This is a genomic window from Chitinophaga sp. Hz27 (assembly GCF_042263525.1).
Lineage (GTDB): Bacteria > Bacteroidota > Bacteroidia > Chitinophagales > Chitinophagaceae > Chitinophaga.
In genome coordinates, this window is the sequence record NZ_JBHKFJ010000007.1 from 310,406 (window position 1) to 328,493 (window position 18,088).

Sequence of the window (18,088 nt, forward strand, 5' to 3'; positions counted from 1 at the left end):
CTCCCAGCCCAGGCGTATTTTTTATCAAAAACTATTATATAATTACTGCGGCAACTGCTCTGGCCTTCTCATCTTATAAGGTACGCCTGTAATAGATTGCAGGAAAGCAATCAGGGCTTGCTTTTCAGTAGCAGTGAGATTCAATGGCTGCATTAGCCTATCCGTGCGAGGAAACAGCGAATCCTGCTCTTGTCCTGGCTTTGGCTTCATCATCTGCATACCGCTGTTATAAATGTTGATCAGCCCTTCTATGTTGTCGAATAATCCGTTGTGCATCCATGGCCTGGTCAGCATCACATCACGTAGCGAGGGCGTTCTGAAACGGCCTACATCTGCCGGATCTTTGGTAATCGCATATCTTCCCAGATCTTCATACTTACGCTGGTAATAGGTAAGACCGATATTATGGAATTCATCGTCAGTAAAGAACTTACCATTATGGCAATTCATACATCTTGCCTTGGTACGGAATAGGTGCAAGCCTTGTATTTCCTGGTCGTTCAGGCGTTTGTAGTTGCCCATAACAAACTGGTCAAACTTACTGGTGCGGCTTTTAATGGTGGATTCAAAAGCTGCCAACGCCTGTACGATCCTATCTATCGTGATCTTATCGGAGCCATAGGCCAGCTTGAATAATTTTTTATAGCCCGCGATCTTACTCAGCTTATCTGCCAGCAGTACAGGCTCCATGTCCATCTCGTGGTGGGTGGCAATAGGATTGATAGCCTGATCTTCCAGGCTTTCGGAGCGGCCATCCCAGAAAAAACTGCGATGCGCCTCGCCTATATTAAGCAAGGAAGGCGTGTTGCGGGAACCTTGCAAATGATCATTGCCTAACGACACCCTGCGTCCATCTGTCCAGGCCATATCCGGATCATGACAGCTGCTACAGGAGATCTGGTTGCTGCCAGACAAACGAGGATCAAAGAATAACATCTTCCCGAGGTTAACATCGGGTAACTCCAACAGATGTGATAAACTAGTGTCTGGCAAAATCGCTTCGAACTCTTTATACTGCACGCCTGAGTCTATGGTTGGCCTGGGCCATTCTGCCACCGGGCGCGCATATAGCGCACGTAAGCTATCAGCCTCCAGCTGTGCATAGCCGTTGCCTGTTGTCAACGCCGATGCAAACACCAGCAACAGCAAACAGGAAATGATAATAATTGTACGTTTCATCGTTGATATAAATACTGCTTCCTTATAGATAAAGATTAAATGAAACTCCATAATGCAAACGGTATGGGCCCACTTCTCTGATTTCCGCCAACGGATAATTATCTGAATTTAACTTACCGGTATACTTCACCTGCGCACTCAGTCCTGCTGGCATTGTTTTAAATATACGTCCTGTGATATAATTTGCGTATAGTCCAATACTTCCTGCCAGACTTTTCCAATAGTAATAATCATGGTATAAGACATCTGTTACCATTTCATTTATCTGCAATGGCGCTACCTCCACGGCTGTTTGTACAGGAAGATATGCGCCCACAGTCAGTTTCACTTTAATGCGGTCATTGTTTTGCAGCTGCCCATTCAATGTACCTCCTATCGTTGGTGTGATAACCGTATAATCCAAAACTTGTGTACTCAAATAGTCTTGTTTAGCGGCATGTTGTAATCCTGCACCTGCATCAACGCCAAAAGATAATCCTTTATGCGCAGCCCCAGCATAGGCATAATAGGCCTGCATTTCCGTGGCACGATATACGTAGTTGGTACCATTCAGTGCTACTTGTGTATTCCCGGCGGAATAACGATTGATATCATCCCCTGCCGAAACTTTTCCACTCAGCTGAAAACTATGCCTGTTGCCTTTGTAGAAGCCCAGATTAAACGTATATTCTTCCAGTGTATAGGTCCCCCACAATGATTGATTTAATGAGTTATCCAGGTAGCTACCGGTTTTATACCTACGCCAATCGTAGCCCAGTGAGGCCTGTAAGGTCCAATCATTTCGTTGATACATTTCCGTTATACGCAATCCTTTTGTATTGGAATTGGTGCGGATATTCCCGTCTGCACCGGGTCTTGGCTGCCGATAGCCCATGCCCATGATCATCCAGGTACGTCGTTCCGGGAAGCTATCGATATTATTCTGATATTGTTTGTTGAGGTAAGCTACTTGCGTATTTTCAAAAGAATAACCCATAGAAGGCGAAACGGCGATAGTGTGCTTACCTGCTATCAGTGCCACTTCCGGACTCACACGCATTTCAAAATCTTTCACGCCGGGCCGTGGATCAATATTACGAAAGGCAGTGTTGTAGAGATAATAAATTCCACTACCCACCAATAACTTGTTGGGAATGGCTTCATAAGATACTCTCCCGTTGATTTTATATTGCTGACGCTCAAAGCTGCCGGCCTTGCGGGCTGCAAGAAAATAAGGACGGTTTAGGTCTGGCAGCCCTTGTAGCTGCCAGGATACGCTGTCATCACTAGTACGGCTATATGAAAAACTACCATATACCCTGAATCGTCCTAATGTACGAATACCTTCACTTTCAAAAGATATTACCGTATGTTGCTGTGGCAGTTGTGCCAGCCGGAAGCCGCCATCCTCTCTATTAATGCCCACCGATACGATACCCACATCATTGGTAGTATATCGGTGTAAGCTGGCAATAGACTGTGAAGCCCATTTATAGCGGCTCAACGCTGGCTCATAACTGAGGATACTGTCCGCTGTAATAGCCTTCTGTGCAAAGGCTGCAACAGAAAATAACATCGCCGGTATCAACATCGATAAATACTTCATGATATAATAAATTCTCGCTTATTTACTGGTAAATGCATTCTTAGAAGGATCTGCCTTGATCACAACAAAATCCAGAATTGAGTTATTGGTATCCTGCAATACGATACGGCCGTCTACTTTATGCAACGTTTTACGCAGGATAGACTGCCCACTATACGAACCATTGCTGACATAACTGTAACCCGCATCCAGATCAGCTGGAAGGCGCTTAGGGGTATGTTTAGCCATTTCTGTGGTTTGCATTTCTACAGCATCAAAAATCTGCATACCTGCTTTTGGCATACGGAAAAACAGTTTGGTATCTTTAGGATTGTTATCCGGCGTTTTGAACAGCTGCCATGCAGACTTAATATCAGCGGTTGTTTTAAACAGCATCAGTCCTTCTCTGCCCAGGTTATCGAGAATCAGATCGCGGTTGCTGTTGGCAATAACGGTAACGTGTGTAGTAGCCGTGTTGAGATCAGAAGCCAATGGATTGGTACCTGGAAAATTACCCATGTACACATCAAAATCTGCTTTGCTCAAATCCACCGTCAGGTCTGGATTACGTACTCCTACTTCTTTACCATTGATATCAACAAACGGCACTTTGTGATTGATGGCTGTTTGTGCAATGATCAGACTTTGGCCTGGCTGCACCGGGTAAGTAGTACCATTACCAGGGATGCGGAAGATCATACCTGAATAGACATAATCCGTATTAGCATTGGCAACGGTATTACCATCGGATTTAGACCAGTCCCATTGTCCGGTTGTAAGTTGGTAGTAACCTTTATTAAAGTCGATACTTGCCAGCGCAGTTGCTACACCTTCCACCTGCGCGAAATACAGACTGTCGGCATACAACACATGATCCGAGTTGTTATAAATTTCAAAAAACTGATCTCTGAAAAGTGCGCCATCCTTAGTATCGGAGCCAGCATAATAAATTTGTTTGATCACCCAACTTTCAGAACCGCCACCCGTTTTAATACTCACGGTTAAATTGTTTTGAGGCGATACTGCGGCTGCAGTAAGCGTACCCGTGAAAATGACGCTGCTGCCCACTTTCTGACCGGTTGCTTTAAAATAATCATCTGCAGATAATTTCAATTCTACAGAAATATTATAAGTCCCGGGGGTCATCTTACTAAAAAATACGGTATTGGTATCTGTAGTAATACTGTCTTTATACTTATTACTATTTGTAGTATTGGTAAGCGTAACCACAGCACCCTTATATGGAATGCTCACACTATTATCAGCAGATAACTGAAGCGATACGGCTATATCTACCGGCTGCAAAGGCGCTGCTTTATCTTTACTGCAGGAAGCAAAAACAAAGATGGACAGCACGACAAAAAGAATTTTTCTCATAGAAAGTTTTTTAGAATTTCAACGCTATTTCTCCGGACAAAACCACTGGCTGAGAGAAGCTCCGCACAGTTTTGGTCATGTCGCTGTATTTCTGATTAATTAAATTGAAAACATTGTAGGCATTCACCGAAAACCTGATTTTCTTCTTGATTTCTTTCACCACCTGCATGTTGAACGTGAGGTAAAATGGATCTGAATTGTCGTAAGCAGATGTATCCAGGTTGCCTAATATTTTGATGATCGGATCATCTGGTGAGAGTTCCGAATTCGGATGATAAATGCTGTTCAGGTCCGTATATCCCAGCAACCTGTTACTATTATTAAAATTCGACTGTCGTTTGTAGAGGGCAAGATTGGTAGTAAGATTTACAATAAAGCCCAGTTTAGGAATATGTGTAGACGAATTCACTCTGGCGCTGAATGCCCATGATTCATAGTTCAACGGAGAATACACGCCATACCAAACGTTGTTGGCAACAGCCAGCGAGCTAGTTTCTACATAAGTCCGGTTCAGATGACTGCCATACTTGCTATACGCCGCCGCTGCTGAAAAACTGAAGCTGGTAGCAATCGGTTTTATCTTTCCAATATTCAGCATCCAGTCGGCGCCTATATCATCCGTATTCACATCATTCATTACCTGGCTCACAGCCATGCCTGTCAGTTTCTTATATTTCCCGGTAGGCCAGTAATGAATTTTACCACCGATGGTATCATAATCATATTCAGGCACCTGGTACATTTTCTGATCAGAGCCTGTATTAAAGCCACCACGCATATTTCTGTAGTAGAGAAACAAAGAAGTCGCGATTTTTTTATCCTTGTATTTCCAACCCCACTCTACCTGTGTGGAGCGTATAGGCTTCAGGTTATTATTGTTTGGTGTCACTTTTTCGGTATACATCAGGGCTACGCGTTTATTAGGGTCCTGGTCATACACCAGCAGCACGGGAATATCAAAATAAGATGGCGCTGGATAACGGTAAGCCATACCCGGCGCTTTGCTGGAAGTTCCCAAACCCAATGTGGTAGTAAAGCGGCTATTCAGCTCTAAAGCTGTATTGACACGAGGCTGCAGCGTTCCGTAACCATTCTGTATATCATATCTCAAGCCTGGATCAAGCGTAAGTTTTTTATCTCCCAGGAAAACATTAAAATGGTCTTGCAAATAAAAACCTGTGTTTATCAACGCTGGTAAAAATTCATAAGAATAAGGGCGCTGGTTCTGATAACTTTGGTTTACAAACCTTGGCGTGGTGGGATCTACGATCACTCCATCTCCATTGTTATAACTGATAGCAGTTTGCCATCCCATATTCCAGCGGTGCTCTATATTGCCCGTAAGCCAGGTACCATCAGCATTTAGGTCGGCGCTGGCATTATCCGGTTGCCCCAAAACATGATCTATCGCCATATAGTTGCCCGGAATATAGTAGCCTTCATAAACGCCTATAGTATCTTTGTCTGCAATGGCTTTAGGCTGCGAATTAATCAGAAATTGAGCATATGATTCCTGACGTGCATGCGAGTAGCCAATATTCAGGCTGACACTGCGCAAGGCTTTTGAATTTACTTCATAAGCCATTCTGTTAGTGATGCTGAGGTTATTCGTTTTCGCGTAAACGGCCTGTTCACGGCTATCTTCAGGGTCTGATTTTAAATTATCATTTCTGTAGCCATAAGAAACTGATATAGTATTCTTTAATTTTTTAGAGAGATAATCTGTCCACATTACATTCAGATTTGTTCTGTTGTATGATTGCAGCATGTTACGTGGATCAGTGTTATTACGGAGATGACTGACAGAGATATTCAACGCACCTAATTTCTTTCCAAGATCAAAACCCTTTCCCAGAGAGTATTGCGTGGTATAACCATTGATACCCACGTTCATAGACCAGGGCGAATATCCTGCCTGCCGATCGATGATGACTGCCCCGGTAGTAGCATTACCAATCCTTGCGGAGGCAATACCAGACACGATTTCAACACGTTCAATATTACTCACCGGAATATCGCGCATATCCAGTCCGGTGTAAGGAACATCAAATCCCCTTTCGCCGTAAGGCCTTACCATAGCGGTGCTTAGCCCAAACATGGAAAGACTTTTAGACTGCATATTTGCATCATTGGATTGTGCAATACCATCAACAATATAGGTAACGCCCAGTGCGTTCAGGTCTGAAGCTACGTCGGTAGCTGCTGTTCTTATATTCAGCACCTGTACATTTTGCAGGTCTGGCGCCTTCACTTCACGGCCTGGTAATGTGCTCAGCAGATCCGCCAGGGAAAAGGCCTGCGACTGTTCAATCACATCTCTGTCGAACACGATGGACGAATTGGAGTTGGTCCCTTTCTGTACCGCATTTACGTGAATACCATCGAGGGTAAGACTTAACTCTTTTAGTATATAGGTTGGTATTTGTTTGTAATCACTGGCAGTCAGCAGTATTTCCAACGTTTGTTTTCCCATATAACTGATGGTCAGGTGAGATGCCTGCCTGGTATCAGGAATTTTAAAGGAAAACATACCATTATTATCAGTTGTCTGCTGATCGCGGTTATCGTCCAGCTTTATGCTGGCAAAGGCCAACGGCTTATTCTTTTCATCTATTACCCTTGCGCTGAATATCCCTGGCTGCATGGGCATACCGTTATGATTTGAGAGCTGCTTTGGCGTAGCTGCAATTATATTTTTTGGATAGATGACATAACTGCTGCCATTATATTTAAAGTCATAACCTGTCTCTTTGAGCAGGTCTAACACAATACCACTAATGGTTACATGACTATACTTCTTGGTACCGGTTTTAAAGCGGCTGAGGTCAGCAGGATTATAGGTGAAAGTGCAGGAAGTTTCTCTTGCCAGCTGCTGTAATACTTGTGGTAAAGGGCCACCTTTGAGTACAACGTCAACGTATGTTCGCCGCGCCTGCTGAGCGGCTACCAGTAAGGCCGACAACAGTATGACCAAAAGTAATGAGAGCTGCTTATATGAATTTAAAAATTTCATTTCTTTAAATTATTGACAAGGCTGTCCTTTAATATGAATGATATTACCAGTATTCGTATAGGTGATACCGTAAATCATATGTAATGCGTCCATAATCTTTGTAAGTGGATCAGTGCTGTTGAAACTGGCGGTGATCCTACAATTGCCGATGCCAGGTGTATCAAAAACAACCTGGATGTTGTATAAGCGTTCCAGGTCTTGACGTAATTCCTCGAAGCTTACATTAGTGAGCGTGATGGCGCCATTTCTCCAATTAGCCGTTGCGATGGCATAAGGCTCCATGCGCAGGGTGCCAGTGATTTTATCTAAAACTGTTGCCTGTCCGGCTTTTACAGCATCTGCTTTATATTTTGAATTGCTTACGGCTACTATGCCTTCTACTACCCCTACCTTTTCTTCGGTGAGTGTTGTATAACTTTTGATGACAAACGCAGTTCCCAGGTCGGTTACTTTCATCCCCGAAGCGGTGGTAACAGTGAATGGTTGCAGACTATCGTGTGCCACCTGAAAATAAGCTTCTCCATCCAAGAGTTCCAGTGACCTATCACTGGCAAACTTTTCTTTAAAACGCAGCGTAGTAGCGGCATTGAGCCATATAACAGAATTATCAGGCAATACAAATTTCTTCCGCTCACCTTTCTGTGTGCCGACAATAATATATTCAGGTGAATAGGAATTTTTCCATTGATAGTAAGCACCGAAAGCAATAAACAGCAGTGTTACGGCAGCGGCTATACGAATAAATAGCGGGTATACTTTAGGCCGCTGTGGCGTCTCTCTTTCTGACTCTTGCCACATCAATTGCCGGAGCTTTATTTTCTGCGCAGCACATTCGGCAAGCTCACCATGGAGATGCAATGCCAGCACCAATACAGCGGCTTCCTGCAACAGTGGATGCAGTTCAGGATGGCTTGCCTCAAACTGTTGCCAGTAGGCAATATCTGCTGCATTATTATTCAGACAATAATTGATGAATGATTCATCACTGGCAAGGTTTGTTATTGTTAAAGGTGGCTGCATTTTCGCTGTGCTTTATTATAAGAGAGCAGCACCCCTGATTTTTTACCCGCCTGAAAGCATATTTTTTTCTACAGTAATAATAGCTGTATCGCAGAGATGATTTCTTTTGAGTGCCCGTCCGCTGTCAGGTTGGCTCTGAGCGTTTTTATGGCCTCATGAATTTTGTTGTATATAGTTCGCTCTGTTAATTTAGTTTTGTTCGCTATTTCGCTATAGCTCAGTCCCTCGTAGTACTTCAATCGTATCAGTTCCTGTTTCCTTACGGATAATCGCCCGATGGCTTTAGCCAGTATCAGTTCCAGTTCTTTGATCTTGATCTGGCTGATAAGTAGTTGTTCATGTGAATCTTCTACCTGGTCTATGCCTTCATTTACAAGGTCGCCGGGAAACTGTAGCAGCGCATTCGTTTTTTCTGCGGCAGTGATCAGCCTTCTTCTGAAAGAAGTATACATATATGCGGATGGGTGCTCTACAGTAGCGAGTATAGCGCGTTTCTCCCAGAAGTAAAGGAATGTCTGGTTGATCGTATCTTTTACCAGCTCCCTATCGAAAGTAATACGTAGTCCATATGCCAGCATCCCGGGATACCAGGTATCGAACAGTTCAAAAAACCTGGCTTCATCGCCTTGCAACAGTCCCTCCCACAATTCGCCCACTGCTGGTATTTCCATTAATAACTACTTTAAGTATTACTTTCCTCCTGTAAGGGAATGCAAAAGTACGGGGAGTTCTCTCCCGCTGTTTACGCAATCGGGAATTTTTAAAACGAGAGAAGTGAGTAGTAACAGAGGGGGAATCATCTACCTAAACCCAATACCACAAAAGATTGCAAGCGAATTTATCCCCGTTTACAAATCGGGAAATATTACAACAATGGAGGAATTTTTTCGTGTATTCATGACAGATACCCAACAAAAATGTTGTTATCAGCCCTCAACCATCTGTTGATTTTCGCTGAAATAATTAGGAAGATGCGCAGATTTATTCCGGATGATCTGCCGATAAGTTTCAAAGAAACCAGTGGTGATATCACTTTGAATAGGCGCCAGCTTTTGGTATGCTTCCGGCAACCGAAACCAGGGTATGGTAGGATATTTATGGTGGATGTAATGAAAGCCGTTGTTATGGGTAATCAGGTTGGTAAATGTGTTGATATTGGTGCGTGTACCAGAGATGGTATGGAAATGATCGGAGATCTCAGACCAGTATAAATAGGCGCTGCCACTCCAGAACAGTGGTATTAGCCAGAATTCCAATAGCCATAATAGTTTGCCGGTGATCGCAAACAAGGTTACCACCACTACCCAGAATGCGATTATTTTCCAGCCACTTTTAAAAGGTTTAAGGCTGATGGTACGCATATAGTGTATGCCTGGTAATCCGGTGAGTGGTTTGATAAACCAGATATATGCAAAATGATAGCGTGGGTTAAATAAACCCATACGGCGATAGTCATCTACCAGGTGGTCTTCCATTTTTCCAAGGCGGCTGTGATGCACCAGGTGTTCGTGGCGGAACTGCTCTACCGTTTTAAAAAAAGGAAGGGCGTATAAAAATTCCAGGTCGTAATTCAGCTGTTTTTGCTGGAAGAGATTATGATGTGATGCCTCATGCAATAATGATTCACCAATCGCAAATTGAAAGGCGCCAATTACCCATACGGATGGAATATAAAGATAAATAGATGGATAACGGATGTTTAGCCAGGCGATCAGCACAATAACGCTCCAATCTCTTGCTATGGCTAATGCTGCCTTGCGGTTATTATGGATGAGATATTCTTTCATCTCCGACTCCTTTTTGAGGGTGAGTAGTAAAATGCGATGTTAGCAGGGTTAGGTCGGGGCTAATGCCAGTTCTCAAGGAATACACGCCAAGGTCAATGACGTTGTGTCGTGTTATAACGAAGATAAAGAATTATTTCAAGAAAGCGGGCAGCTACTTTCCCGCATTTGACCGGGTGTACCAGCGGGTATTTTCACGGTATGCGGATAATAAAAGGACTGCCTTATTAGTTGGATAACTAACGAGGCAGCCCAGGAAATATAATAAGCAGGCAACTATTTTACACGCACAAATTTCAGCTTCTGATAGGCATCACTATTTACTTTTCCTTGTAACCCCTGGATATCAGTAGTTACGTCTTTCTGTATCAGCCTTCCTTCCATGGTCAGGGTATCACCGCTGATAAGATAGCCGTAGGTGGTCACTTCAGGGAAGGAAATATCTGCGCTAAGCCCCAATCCTGACAGGTCTGGCGCCATTAACGGCACCTGGATAGAATCCTTGCCAATCAGTTGATACGAGGACTCGCTATCGGTGGCGGGAATGGTATATTCCAGGTCCTGCGTCATTGGCTGTGAAACACCGGAGGTCACCATGGTGGTGCTCAAGGTTGTTTTCACCTTAAAGGTCATTCCTTTGGCTGTGGCATGATTGGCCGCAAAAGTGAATAGGCCTGCAGCGTTGACATTATCCAGGAAGTTCATTACGGTAGTGGAAGAAACCGTGGTACCACCGAAATCGTAGGATGTCTGCGTGAAGTTTTTTGACTCAATAGAGGCCAGTTTCCATGTACCGGTAATATCTGTGGAAGTACTACCACCGTTGTTTCCATTGTTTCCGGTGTTTCCGTTTCCGTTGTTGTTACCATTATTACCACCAGACGAAACCGGACCATTAATATTAGGTTCGACGATCACCTCTTTATTACAGGCGAAAAGGAATGCCGACAATAATACGGCACTCAATATTATACGGGCTTTCATAGGACAATCTTTCTACCCGCAAATATAGTAATTATTTTTATTATACGAAGTATTTACGTATATACAATAACGTTAGGGTCAGTTACCAAGTGTTTTCAACGCTAGGTAGGTCATCAGTCCGGCGCCGGTTTCCAGGCAGATCTCATCAGCATCAAAAGTGGCAGTATGCAGTCCGGAAACGATACCTCGGTCTTCATTGCGCACACCAAGGCGGTAGAAGCAGGCTTCGGCCGACTGAGAATAATATGCAAAATCTTCGGCTGCCATCCAGATATCCAGGTCCACAACATTTTCTGCACCCAAAAAGTCGATCGCATGTTGTTTAGCAACAGTGGTCAGCACTTCATCATTGATCAGTACAGGATATCCTTGCTGTATATCTATTATGCATTCCGCCTCCATCCCTTCTGCAATAGAAACGGCCATCTTACGGATTTTTTCGTGAGCCGCCTTGCGCCAGCCTTCGTCCAGACTCCGGAAAGTGCCTTCAATACGTACTTCGTCTGGTATCACATTGGTAGCGCCATTAGCGATCATCCTTCCAAAAGATAAAACAGAAGGCAATAAAGGATTGGCTCTTCTGCTCACGATCTGTTGCAATGCAGTGATAATATGACAGCCAATAACTACCGGATCAATACCCAGGTAAGGCATGGCCCCATGGCTCCCCTTACCTTTTACAGTAATAAATATTTCGTCGTTGCTGGCCATATATCTGCCACCACGGAAACCCACCTTGCCAGCTCTCAGCTCCGGCATCGTATGCTGCCCGAAAATATGGTCTGGCTTGGGATTTTGCAATACCCCTTCTTTGATCATCATGCTAGCGCCGCCAGGGATCAGCTCTTCAGCAGGTTGAAAAATCAATTTCACTGTGCCACTGAAATCTGGCTTCATCCTTTGTAGAATACCAGCAGTGGCCAATAAGGAAGAAGTATGTACATCATGGCCGCAGGCATGCATGACGCCTGAGTTTTGAGATTTATAGTTCACATCGTTCAACTCCTGTATGGGTAAGGCATCGATATCTGCCCGCAGGGCGATAACTGCATCAGAAGCAGCCTTCTCTCCTTTCAGCAGCGCCACTACGCCCGTATCAGCCATCCTTTCATGACGGATGCCATAAGCGTCCAGCTGTGCTTCAATAAATTTTGCAGTATTATATTCTTTGTAAGATAATTCGGGGTTGGTATGCAGATGTCTGCGATTAGCTATGGTTGAAGGTTGCAGCTCTTTTGCGAGCTGTCTGATTTTATCTTTGAGCATATTATTTCCTTTTTGATAAGCGGCAACTGATTACAATAACCAGCTGCCGCTTACCCGAAAATAACATTTATCAATCTCCCGAATCGATTTTTTTTACCAGCTCTGTTCTTACAGCTGCAGGCAGTTTGCTCAGGAGCTTCAGATTTGTGGCTTTTTCAATTTCTTCAATAGAAGTAAGATAAGCATTCCATTTGGTGCTCACATCATTCTTATTAGGCGTATTCACTGCGATTATACGTGTATTCTTCGTGATACGCTTCAGGTCATTATTGCCTTCAGGAATTACGACAATTACTTTCCAGATATGATCAGGAACAGTGATATTATCGCGGTCAATTTTCTTGCGAAGGCCTTTGGCACCATATCCGCCCACACCATAACTTCCCATGATTATATATACTTCGTTGCCATCTTTTACAAGATCACGAGTATAATTTTCCAGGTTTGCCCAGAGATGCTGATTATGCATTGGCGCCTGCGGGATCATGTTAGTCATTAGGAAAGTGGCCTCATTAGCATCGCGCGAAAATGTTCTGTCGCCGGAAGGACAGTTATGTCCACGATCAAAACCACTACCAATATAACTCGACTGTGAAACCTGGTACCAATTGTCTGGCAGGTCTGCATCCGGGCGGAAATCGTTGGCACGCGACATTGGACCAAGGTCATCGGAACCCACATGCCAGCTCACCCAGTTAGGCGTACCACGATCACGGTTATACGATAATTTGTAATAGCCTTTATCCATCAGATAGTTGTTAGGCATTACCAGCGCTTGTTGTGCATCGCTAGGGTTACCCAACAAGATATTGTCATTATCGCCGGTTACTTCATTGCCGGTATTACCTTTGTTGCCACCAGTGCCGGCAGGTGATTCAATACTACTACTGCTGAATACCACACTGAGTGCATCAAAATTGATACGTCCATTATCCTTATCTGCATTTCTTATTTGTAGTCGTAATGTTTTTTCTGTGGAGATAGTAAAGGTAGATGTTTGTAGTGTAGCAGAACTTGTTTTCACCGCATTACCTATCTGGAGGAAGCGCTGGCCTTTATTTACAGAAGCCCAGAGTTCCCAGTTGCCACCAGCGTCCGTACCATAAGCAGCATGCTTTAGCGTAACCGTTACCGTACCGCTTACATTCACATCGAAGTTCATGGTAGCACTACCGCCGCCGCGTATACGAAGCGCATAGTTACCCTGTTTATGATCTTCTGCCTTCCCACCTATCACTGCATCTTTCAGCGTCCAGCTACCAGAAGGAAGCGTAATGGTTTCGCTGTTATAGTTTTCTTTAACAGGACCATCGGTCTCAAAATTCTCTCTGAGTAATTCAGTTTTTTTCTTTCCGGAAGAAGTTTTCTTGTGAGCAGTTTTCTTAGGAATTTCCTTCGCCTTGTCTGCTGTAAACTTACGTGTACAATATGTTACCACAAAGGCTATGATAGCCAGTATGATGACGAGGGAGCTACTATTACTACTCTTACTTTTTTTCTTTGGCATAGTGCAGGTTACGAGCGCGCGAAGATATCGATTTCCTGTGTTCCTGCAAAGCAGTAGAGCTGCTAAAAAAATAAATGTCGTTTATACTTCACCGTTTCAACGGCTAAGTATAAACGACATTAAAAAAATGACGGGCAGATTATCAGAAGAATAACTGAGATAACAGATTGGTAGCGTCGCTGGTCTTAGGTTTCAATCCCAGGAACTTGGAGTACTGCGCTACGGTAAGTACTGTTTTTAATTTTCCAAAGAGTCCTCCTTGCAGTCCTTTGAATTTCGACGTGTAGTCAGCAGGGTTAGTTTGCTGTAAAGGCATGATACCTGCTTTTTGCTTGAGGAATCCAGATACCAGGTCAGTGACTTTTGGTTGCTGGATGTTGTTGAGACCTAAATTCGGTGTCAGTTGTCCCATGATGCCACTGGTCAGGTTAGAGAGGTTTCCCAATGAAGACGAAGATCCGGTGGCTTTTTTGGCGGCATCTAAAATGCCCTGGGCCTTGGTTTGGCTAATAGTCAGCATGCAGGCTACTGCTGCGAGCAGGAGGATTTTTTTCATTTGTTAATGTTTTAGGAAGATGATTTACCGGTTTCCTATAACAACAACATTGAAAAATGGTTGGCTGGCAGACAATGGCCGGTTTGAACAACATTTTGACCCTTTATCATATTTGAGCCATCCGGATTGCGCGTAATTTTATGCCGTGCATGTGAATGCAATTAACCATCATCAAAACAATGTACGAAGATAGAATAAAGAGATCTGGCCTGCAAGGAAAGATCACCAGTGCAGCCAATGCCGCTTCATTTATTAAAGACGGCATGGTGGTAGCAAGTAGTGGTTTTACCAAAGCAGGCGACAGTAAAGCCGTACTGAAAGCTTTGGCTGCTCATGTACAGGACAACCCGATGAAGATTACGCTGCTTACCGGCGCATCTCTCGGCCACGGTACAGACGGACTACTGGCAGAAGCCCACGCCTTGAAAAAACGTATGCCTTTCCAGGTAGATCCTGTATTGCGCAGTAACATCAACAATGGTGATGTTTTATTTATGGACCAGCACCTTGGAGAAAGTGCAGAGTTGATAAACGAACATATCATCACACCAGATATTGCGGTCATTGAAGCACTGATGATAGAAGAAGATGGCAGCATCGTCCCTACTACATCGGTAGGTAATACTGCCAGCTTCGCTGCCGCAGCGGCCAAAATCATTGTAGAGATCAATATATCTGTTCCATTGGCATTACATGGCGTACATGATATCTTCTCTGCAGGCATCTGGCCAAACAGGCAAATTATTCCAATAACCAATGCAGGCACCAGAATAGGACGTACGTCCATCCCCGTAGATCCTGAAAAAATAATTGCGATAGTAATAACTGAAACAACGGATAGTCCTGCACAAATCAATGAGCGCGATGATAAAACTCGCGCCATTGCAGGACACCTGCTTCAATTTTTCGAACATGAAATAAAAAGAGGTCGCCTCACTCCTTCCCTGCGCCCATTGCAGTCAGGCATCGGCAAAGTAGCCAACGCTGTATTGGAAGGCTTTATCGACGGCAACTTCCACAACCTAACCATGTATTCGGAAGTGCTGCAAGACAGTACTTTCAATTTGATAGATGCCGGCAAAATGGATTTCGCATCTGCTTCCAGCATCACCGTTTCACAACCTTGCTATACAAGGCTGATGAACGATATCAATAAGTATAAACCTAATATCGTATTGCGTCCACAGGATATCAGCAATGCAGCGGAAGTGATACGGAGACTTGGTGTTATCAGTATCAACACCGCCATCGAATTTGATATTTACGGTAACGTCAATTCAACACATATTGGCGGAACAAAGATGATGAATGGCATCGGTGGTTCCAACGATTTTGCACGCAACGCATATATGAGTGTGTTTGTAACGCAGGCATCATCTAAAGCAGGTGCCATATCACATATTGTGCCGATGGCATCTCATGTCGATAACAGCGAACATGATGTAGATATCCTCGTTACAGATTTTGGTCTGGCCGATCTGCGTGGACTGGCCCCTCGTGAAAGAGCAAAACTCATTATCAGCAATTGCGCTGATCCTGCTTATAAAGAAGAATTAAAAGATTATTTCCTGGAAGCATGCAAGAAAGGCGGACACACGCCTCATCTGCTACAGGAGGCATTAAGCTGGCACCAACGAATGGAAAGCACCGGCGCAATGAAAAAAATAGTGGTTCCGCAAGAAATGTAACCATGCTTATGAGGAACAGGTGTGAAAGGCAAAGAGGTCGGCTCCGTAAAAAGAGCGGCCTCTTTTTTTTCAAAAAAAAAGTCCCTACCGAAGTAGAGACTAATAAATTTGTCATGAGCAGACAATAACGATGATCAGCTGTGCTAACCTAAACGTTTACGCATGCAAATGCTGTTGTCCATGCCAATGTACTGACCATAGTTATCCATGATCGTATATCCGCTTTTCTGGTAAAAACTGATTGCTTCCGGCTGACGCTTTCCTGTTTCCAGGATAGAATAGCCATAGTTCAGTTCTTTAGCCCAGTTTTCCAGTTCCTGTAATATGCCCATTGCAATGCCTTTTCCGCGCAACTCCGGCATTACAAACATACGTTTGATCTCTATCGTGTGATCATTGAACTCACGGAAACATGCACACCCTACAGCCGCTCCGGCTGCATACGCAATTACCACCGTATTAATGGCTTCTATTACGTTGTGCTCATCATAAAGGTCCTGCAACTCATGATAGCGGTCGCGAAGATCATCATCCAATGCGCTGGTTAATGACTCAAAATCCCGTTGTTCATTGTTTGTGCGGAGATAGGTTACCGTGTTCATTACTTTTCTGTTTTTTACGGGCTACAAAATTCACCCCAATGATATAACCAAAAAATATATCTACAAAAAAAATAAAATCGCGGTGAGAGAAAGTGAAATTCGTATATCCATCAACGTTATACTATCGCTGCTCAATGGTCTGACACATACACATAAAACAAAAAAATATAATTTAACGATAGTTATAAAGTATATATATCATTGTATAATTATTATCAATAGCTCCGGGGCATGGACGCTGGGTATTTCTATAGTATCTTTGGCACGTTAAGCGAAAACCATAAAACAAATACCCATTGACAACAACAACGATATCGCCCTCACGGTTCTTTTTTTTGATTTTAATTTTAGGCGCACTGACTGCTTTAGGGCCTTTTTCTATTGATATGTACTTGCCGGGATTTCCGGCCATAGCAAAAGATTTCAGGACAGACGTTACGACCATCGGCTTTTCCCTGACCAGCTTCTTCATTGGCATTTCCGCCGGACAGCTGCTCTACGGCCCCTTACTGGACCGATACGGCCGTAAACGCCCGCTGTATGCCGGACTGATTCTTTATATCGTCGCTTCTGTAGGATGTATCTATAGCCATAGCATTCAAAGCCTGATCATACTTAGGTTTTTCCAGGCAATAGGCAGCTGTGCCGCCACGGTAGCCGCCGTAGCCATGGTAAGAGATATTTTTCCGGTAAAAGACAACGCCCGCGTATTTGCCTTGCTCATGTTGGTGGTAGGAGCTTCTCCAATGGTAGCTCCTGCTGTAGGTGGTTATATCACCTCCGTATTTGGCTGGCATACTGTATTTCTTATCCTGACTATCTTAGGCATCGTTATACTGGTTTCCAGTCTGTTATGGCTCCCCGAGAGCTATGAGCCGGATCCGGCCATCTCCTTAAAGCCTAAACCTATTATTACTAACTTCCTGGCGGTACTTGGCAATGCGCAATTTACCACTTACGCGTTCGCAGGTGCATGCAGCTTTGCTGGCATATTTGCCTATGTTTCCGGCTCCCCGAAAGTATTCATGGAGCTATATAGTGTAAGCGCTAAAGTATATGGCTGGATATTCGCCGGGCTCTCCGTAGGATTTATCGGCTGTAGCCAGGTAAATAGTATTTTGCTTCGCAGATTCCACAGCACACAGATTCTCCCTTATGCGCTCACTTTCCAATCTATTTTTGGTATCCTGATCGCACTAATGGCAATGTTACATCTGTTGTCATTACCTGTGCTCATCGTACTTTTATTTGGATATCTCTGCTGTCTTGGGTTCGTAAACCCTAACACTGCAGCGCTTTGCCTGGCGCCATTTTCAAAAAATGCCGGCAGTGCATCTGCTGTGATGGGAGCCCTACAACTTGGAATTGGTGCAGTTACTTCCGCAGCTGTAAGTGCTGTAAAAACACCTGACGCTATGCCCATGGCCGTTACCCTCGCTGCTTGCGGCGTAGCTGCGTTAGCGGTACTCCTCATAGGCAGGAAATTTATTAAAACAGAAATGGTACAATCCAGCGGCAGCACCGCTGTACTACACTAAGTCTCCTAAC

At 44.0% G+C, this 18,088-nt stretch carries 14 protein-coding genes; 2 read left to right on the plus strand and 12 right to left on the minus strand.

The genetic code is table 11. From position 1 onward, the window contains the following. Window positions 1-42: 42 nt before the first annotated feature. The 11 genes from ACE38W_RS18310 to ACE38W_RS18360 all read right to left on the minus strand — a co-directional run bounded on the left by ACE38W_RS18310 (window position 43) and on the right by ACE38W_RS18360 (window position 14,250). Window positions 43-1,179 (minus strand): cytochrome-c peroxidase, encoded by a 1,137-nt coding sequence (locus tag ACE38W_RS18310; protein WP_375832938.1) that lies wholly within the window; start codon window positions 1,177-1,179, stop codon window positions 43-45. A 22-nt stretch (window positions 1,180-1,201) separates the two neighbouring features. Further along, the gene (locus ACE38W_RS18315) at window positions 1,202-2,764 is read right to left on the minus strand and encodes a DUF6850 family outer membrane beta-barrel protein (RefSeq protein ID WP_375832940.1); all 1,563 of its coding nucleotides are present in this window, start codon (window positions 2,762-2,764) and stop codon (window positions 1,202-1,204) included. A gap of 18 nt (window positions 2,765-2,782) precedes the next feature. Then, window positions 2,783-4,120 (minus strand): DUF4876 domain-containing protein, encoded by a 1,338-nt coding sequence (locus tag ACE38W_RS18320; protein ID WP_375832942.1) that lies wholly within the window; start codon window positions 4,118-4,120, stop codon window positions 2,783-2,785. Window positions 4,121-4,130: 10 nt separating this feature from the next. Further along, window positions 4,131-7,133 carry a TonB-dependent receptor domain-containing protein gene (locus ACE38W_RS18325; protein WP_375832944.1) on the minus strand — a complete coding sequence of 1,001 codons (3,003 nt, stop codon included), beginning with the start codon at window positions 7,131-7,133 and terminating at the stop codon, window positions 4,131-4,133. 9 nt (window positions 7,134-7,142) lie between these two features. Continuing rightward, window positions 7,143-8,153: a FecR family protein gene (locus tag ACE38W_RS18330; protein WP_375832945.1), complete on the minus strand. Its 1,011-nt coding sequence runs from the start codon at window positions 8,151-8,153 to the stop codon at window positions 7,143-7,145. Between the two features lie 68 nt (window positions 8,154-8,221). Continuing rightward, complete coding sequence (locus tag ACE38W_RS18335; protein ID WP_375832947.1) at window positions 8,222-8,824, minus strand: RNA polymerase sigma factor; 603 nt, start codon at window positions 8,822-8,824, stop codon at window positions 8,222-8,224. A gap of 255 nt (window positions 8,825-9,079) precedes the next feature. Beyond that, entirely contained in the window at window positions 9,080-9,940 is an 861-nt protein-coding gene (locus ACE38W_RS18340; RefSeq protein ID WP_375832949.1) for a fatty acid desaturase family protein, read from the minus strand. A gap of 273 nt (window positions 9,941-10,213) precedes the next feature. Then, window positions 10,214-10,921: a hypothetical protein gene (locus ACE38W_RS18345; protein WP_375832951.1), complete on the minus strand. Its 708-nt coding sequence runs from the start codon at window positions 10,919-10,921 to the stop codon at window positions 10,214-10,216. Between the two features lie 78 nt (window positions 10,922-10,999). Further along, window positions 11,000-12,187 carry a M20 family metallopeptidase gene (locus ACE38W_RS18350; RefSeq protein WP_375832953.1) on the minus strand — a complete coding sequence of 396 codons (1,188 nt, stop codon included), beginning with the start codon at window positions 12,185-12,187 and terminating at the stop codon, window positions 11,000-11,002. Window positions 12,188-12,257: 70 nt separating this feature from the next. Continuing rightward, window positions 12,258-13,694, minus strand: a complete 1,437-nt coding sequence (locus tag ACE38W_RS18355; RefSeq protein WP_375832955.1) for a DNA/RNA non-specific endonuclease — start codon at window positions 13,692-13,694, stop codon at window positions 12,258-12,260. 142 nt (window positions 13,695-13,836) lie between these two features. Further along, on the minus strand, window positions 13,837-14,250 hold the full coding sequence (locus ACE38W_RS18360; RefSeq protein ID WP_375832957.1) for a hypothetical protein: 414 nt from the start codon (window positions 14,248-14,250) through the stop codon (window positions 13,837-13,839). 155 nt (window positions 14,251-14,405) lie between these two features. On the opposite strand from ACE38W_RS18360, the gene ACE38W_RS18365 reads away from it, so the two are divergent. Further along, entirely contained in the window at window positions 14,406-15,938 is a 1,533-nt protein-coding gene (locus tag ACE38W_RS18365) for a succinate CoA transferase (protein WP_375832959.1), read from the plus strand. Between the two features lie 143 nt (window positions 15,939-16,081). Here ACE38W_RS18365 and ACE38W_RS18370 read toward each other — a convergent pair whose 3' ends face one another. Next, a complete protein-coding gene (locus ACE38W_RS18370; RefSeq protein ID WP_375832961.1) occupies window positions 16,082-16,540 on the minus strand; it encodes a GNAT family N-acetyltransferase in 459 nt (152 codons plus the stop codon). A gap of 335 nt (window positions 16,541-16,875) precedes the next feature. On the opposite strand from ACE38W_RS18370, the gene ACE38W_RS18375 reads away from it, so the two are divergent. After that, the gene (locus ACE38W_RS18375) at window positions 16,876-18,078 is read left to right on the plus strand and encodes a multidrug effflux MFS transporter (RefSeq protein WP_375832963.1); all 1,203 of its coding nucleotides are present in this window, start codon (window positions 16,876-16,878) and stop codon (window positions 18,076-18,078) included. Window positions 18,079-18,088 lie beyond the last annotated feature (10 nt).

Excerpts from the sequence above, each read along its gene's own strand:
- ACE38W_RS18310 (WP_375832938.1), bottom strand. The coding sequence starts at position 1,179 with ATGAAACGTACAATTATTATCATTTCCTGTTTGCTGTTGCTGGTGTTT.
- ACE38W_RS18315 (WP_375832940.1), bottom strand. The coding sequence starts at position 2,764 with ATGAAGTATTTATCGATGTTGATACCGGCGATGTTATTTTCTGTTGCA.
- ACE38W_RS18320 (WP_375832942.1), bottom strand. The coding sequence starts at position 4,120 with ATGAGAAAAATTCTTTTTGTCGTGCTGTCCATCTTTGTTTTTGCTTCC.
- ACE38W_RS18325 (WP_375832944.1), bottom strand. The coding sequence starts at position 7,133 with ATGAAATTTTTAAATTCATATAAGCAGCTCTCATTACTTTTGGTCATA.
- ACE38W_RS18330 (WP_375832945.1), bottom strand. The coding sequence starts at position 8,153 with ATGCAGCCACCTTTAACAATAACAAACCTTGCCAGTGATGAATCATTC.
- ACE38W_RS18335 (WP_375832947.1), bottom strand. The coding sequence starts at position 8,824 with ATGGAAATACCAGCAGTGGGCGAATTGTGGGAGGGACTGTTGCAAGGC.
- ACE38W_RS18340 (WP_375832949.1), bottom strand. The coding sequence starts at position 9,940 with ATGAAAGAATATCTCATCCATAATAACCGCAAGGCAGCATTAGCCATA.
- ACE38W_RS18345 (WP_375832951.1), bottom strand. The coding sequence starts at position 10,921 with ATGAAAGCCCGTATAATATTGAGTGCCGTATTATTGTCGGCATTCCTT.
- ACE38W_RS18350 (WP_375832953.1), bottom strand. The coding sequence starts at position 12,187 with ATGCTCAAAGATAAAATCAGACAGCTCGCAAAAGAGCTGCAACCTTCA.
- ACE38W_RS18355 (WP_375832955.1), bottom strand. The coding sequence starts at position 13,694 with ATGCCAAAGAAAAAAAGTAAGAGTAGTAATAGTAGCTCCCTCGTCATC.
- ACE38W_RS18360 (WP_375832957.1), bottom strand. The coding sequence starts at position 14,250 with ATGAAAAAAATCCTCCTGCTCGCAGCAGTAGCCTGCATGCTGACTATT.
- ACE38W_RS18365 (WP_375832959.1), top strand. The coding sequence starts at position 14,406 with ATGCAATTAACCATCATCAAAACAATGTACGAAGATAGAATAAAGAGA.
- ACE38W_RS18370 (WP_375832961.1), bottom strand. The coding sequence starts at position 16,540 with ATGAACACGGTAACCTATCTCCGCACAAACAATGAACAACGGGATTTT.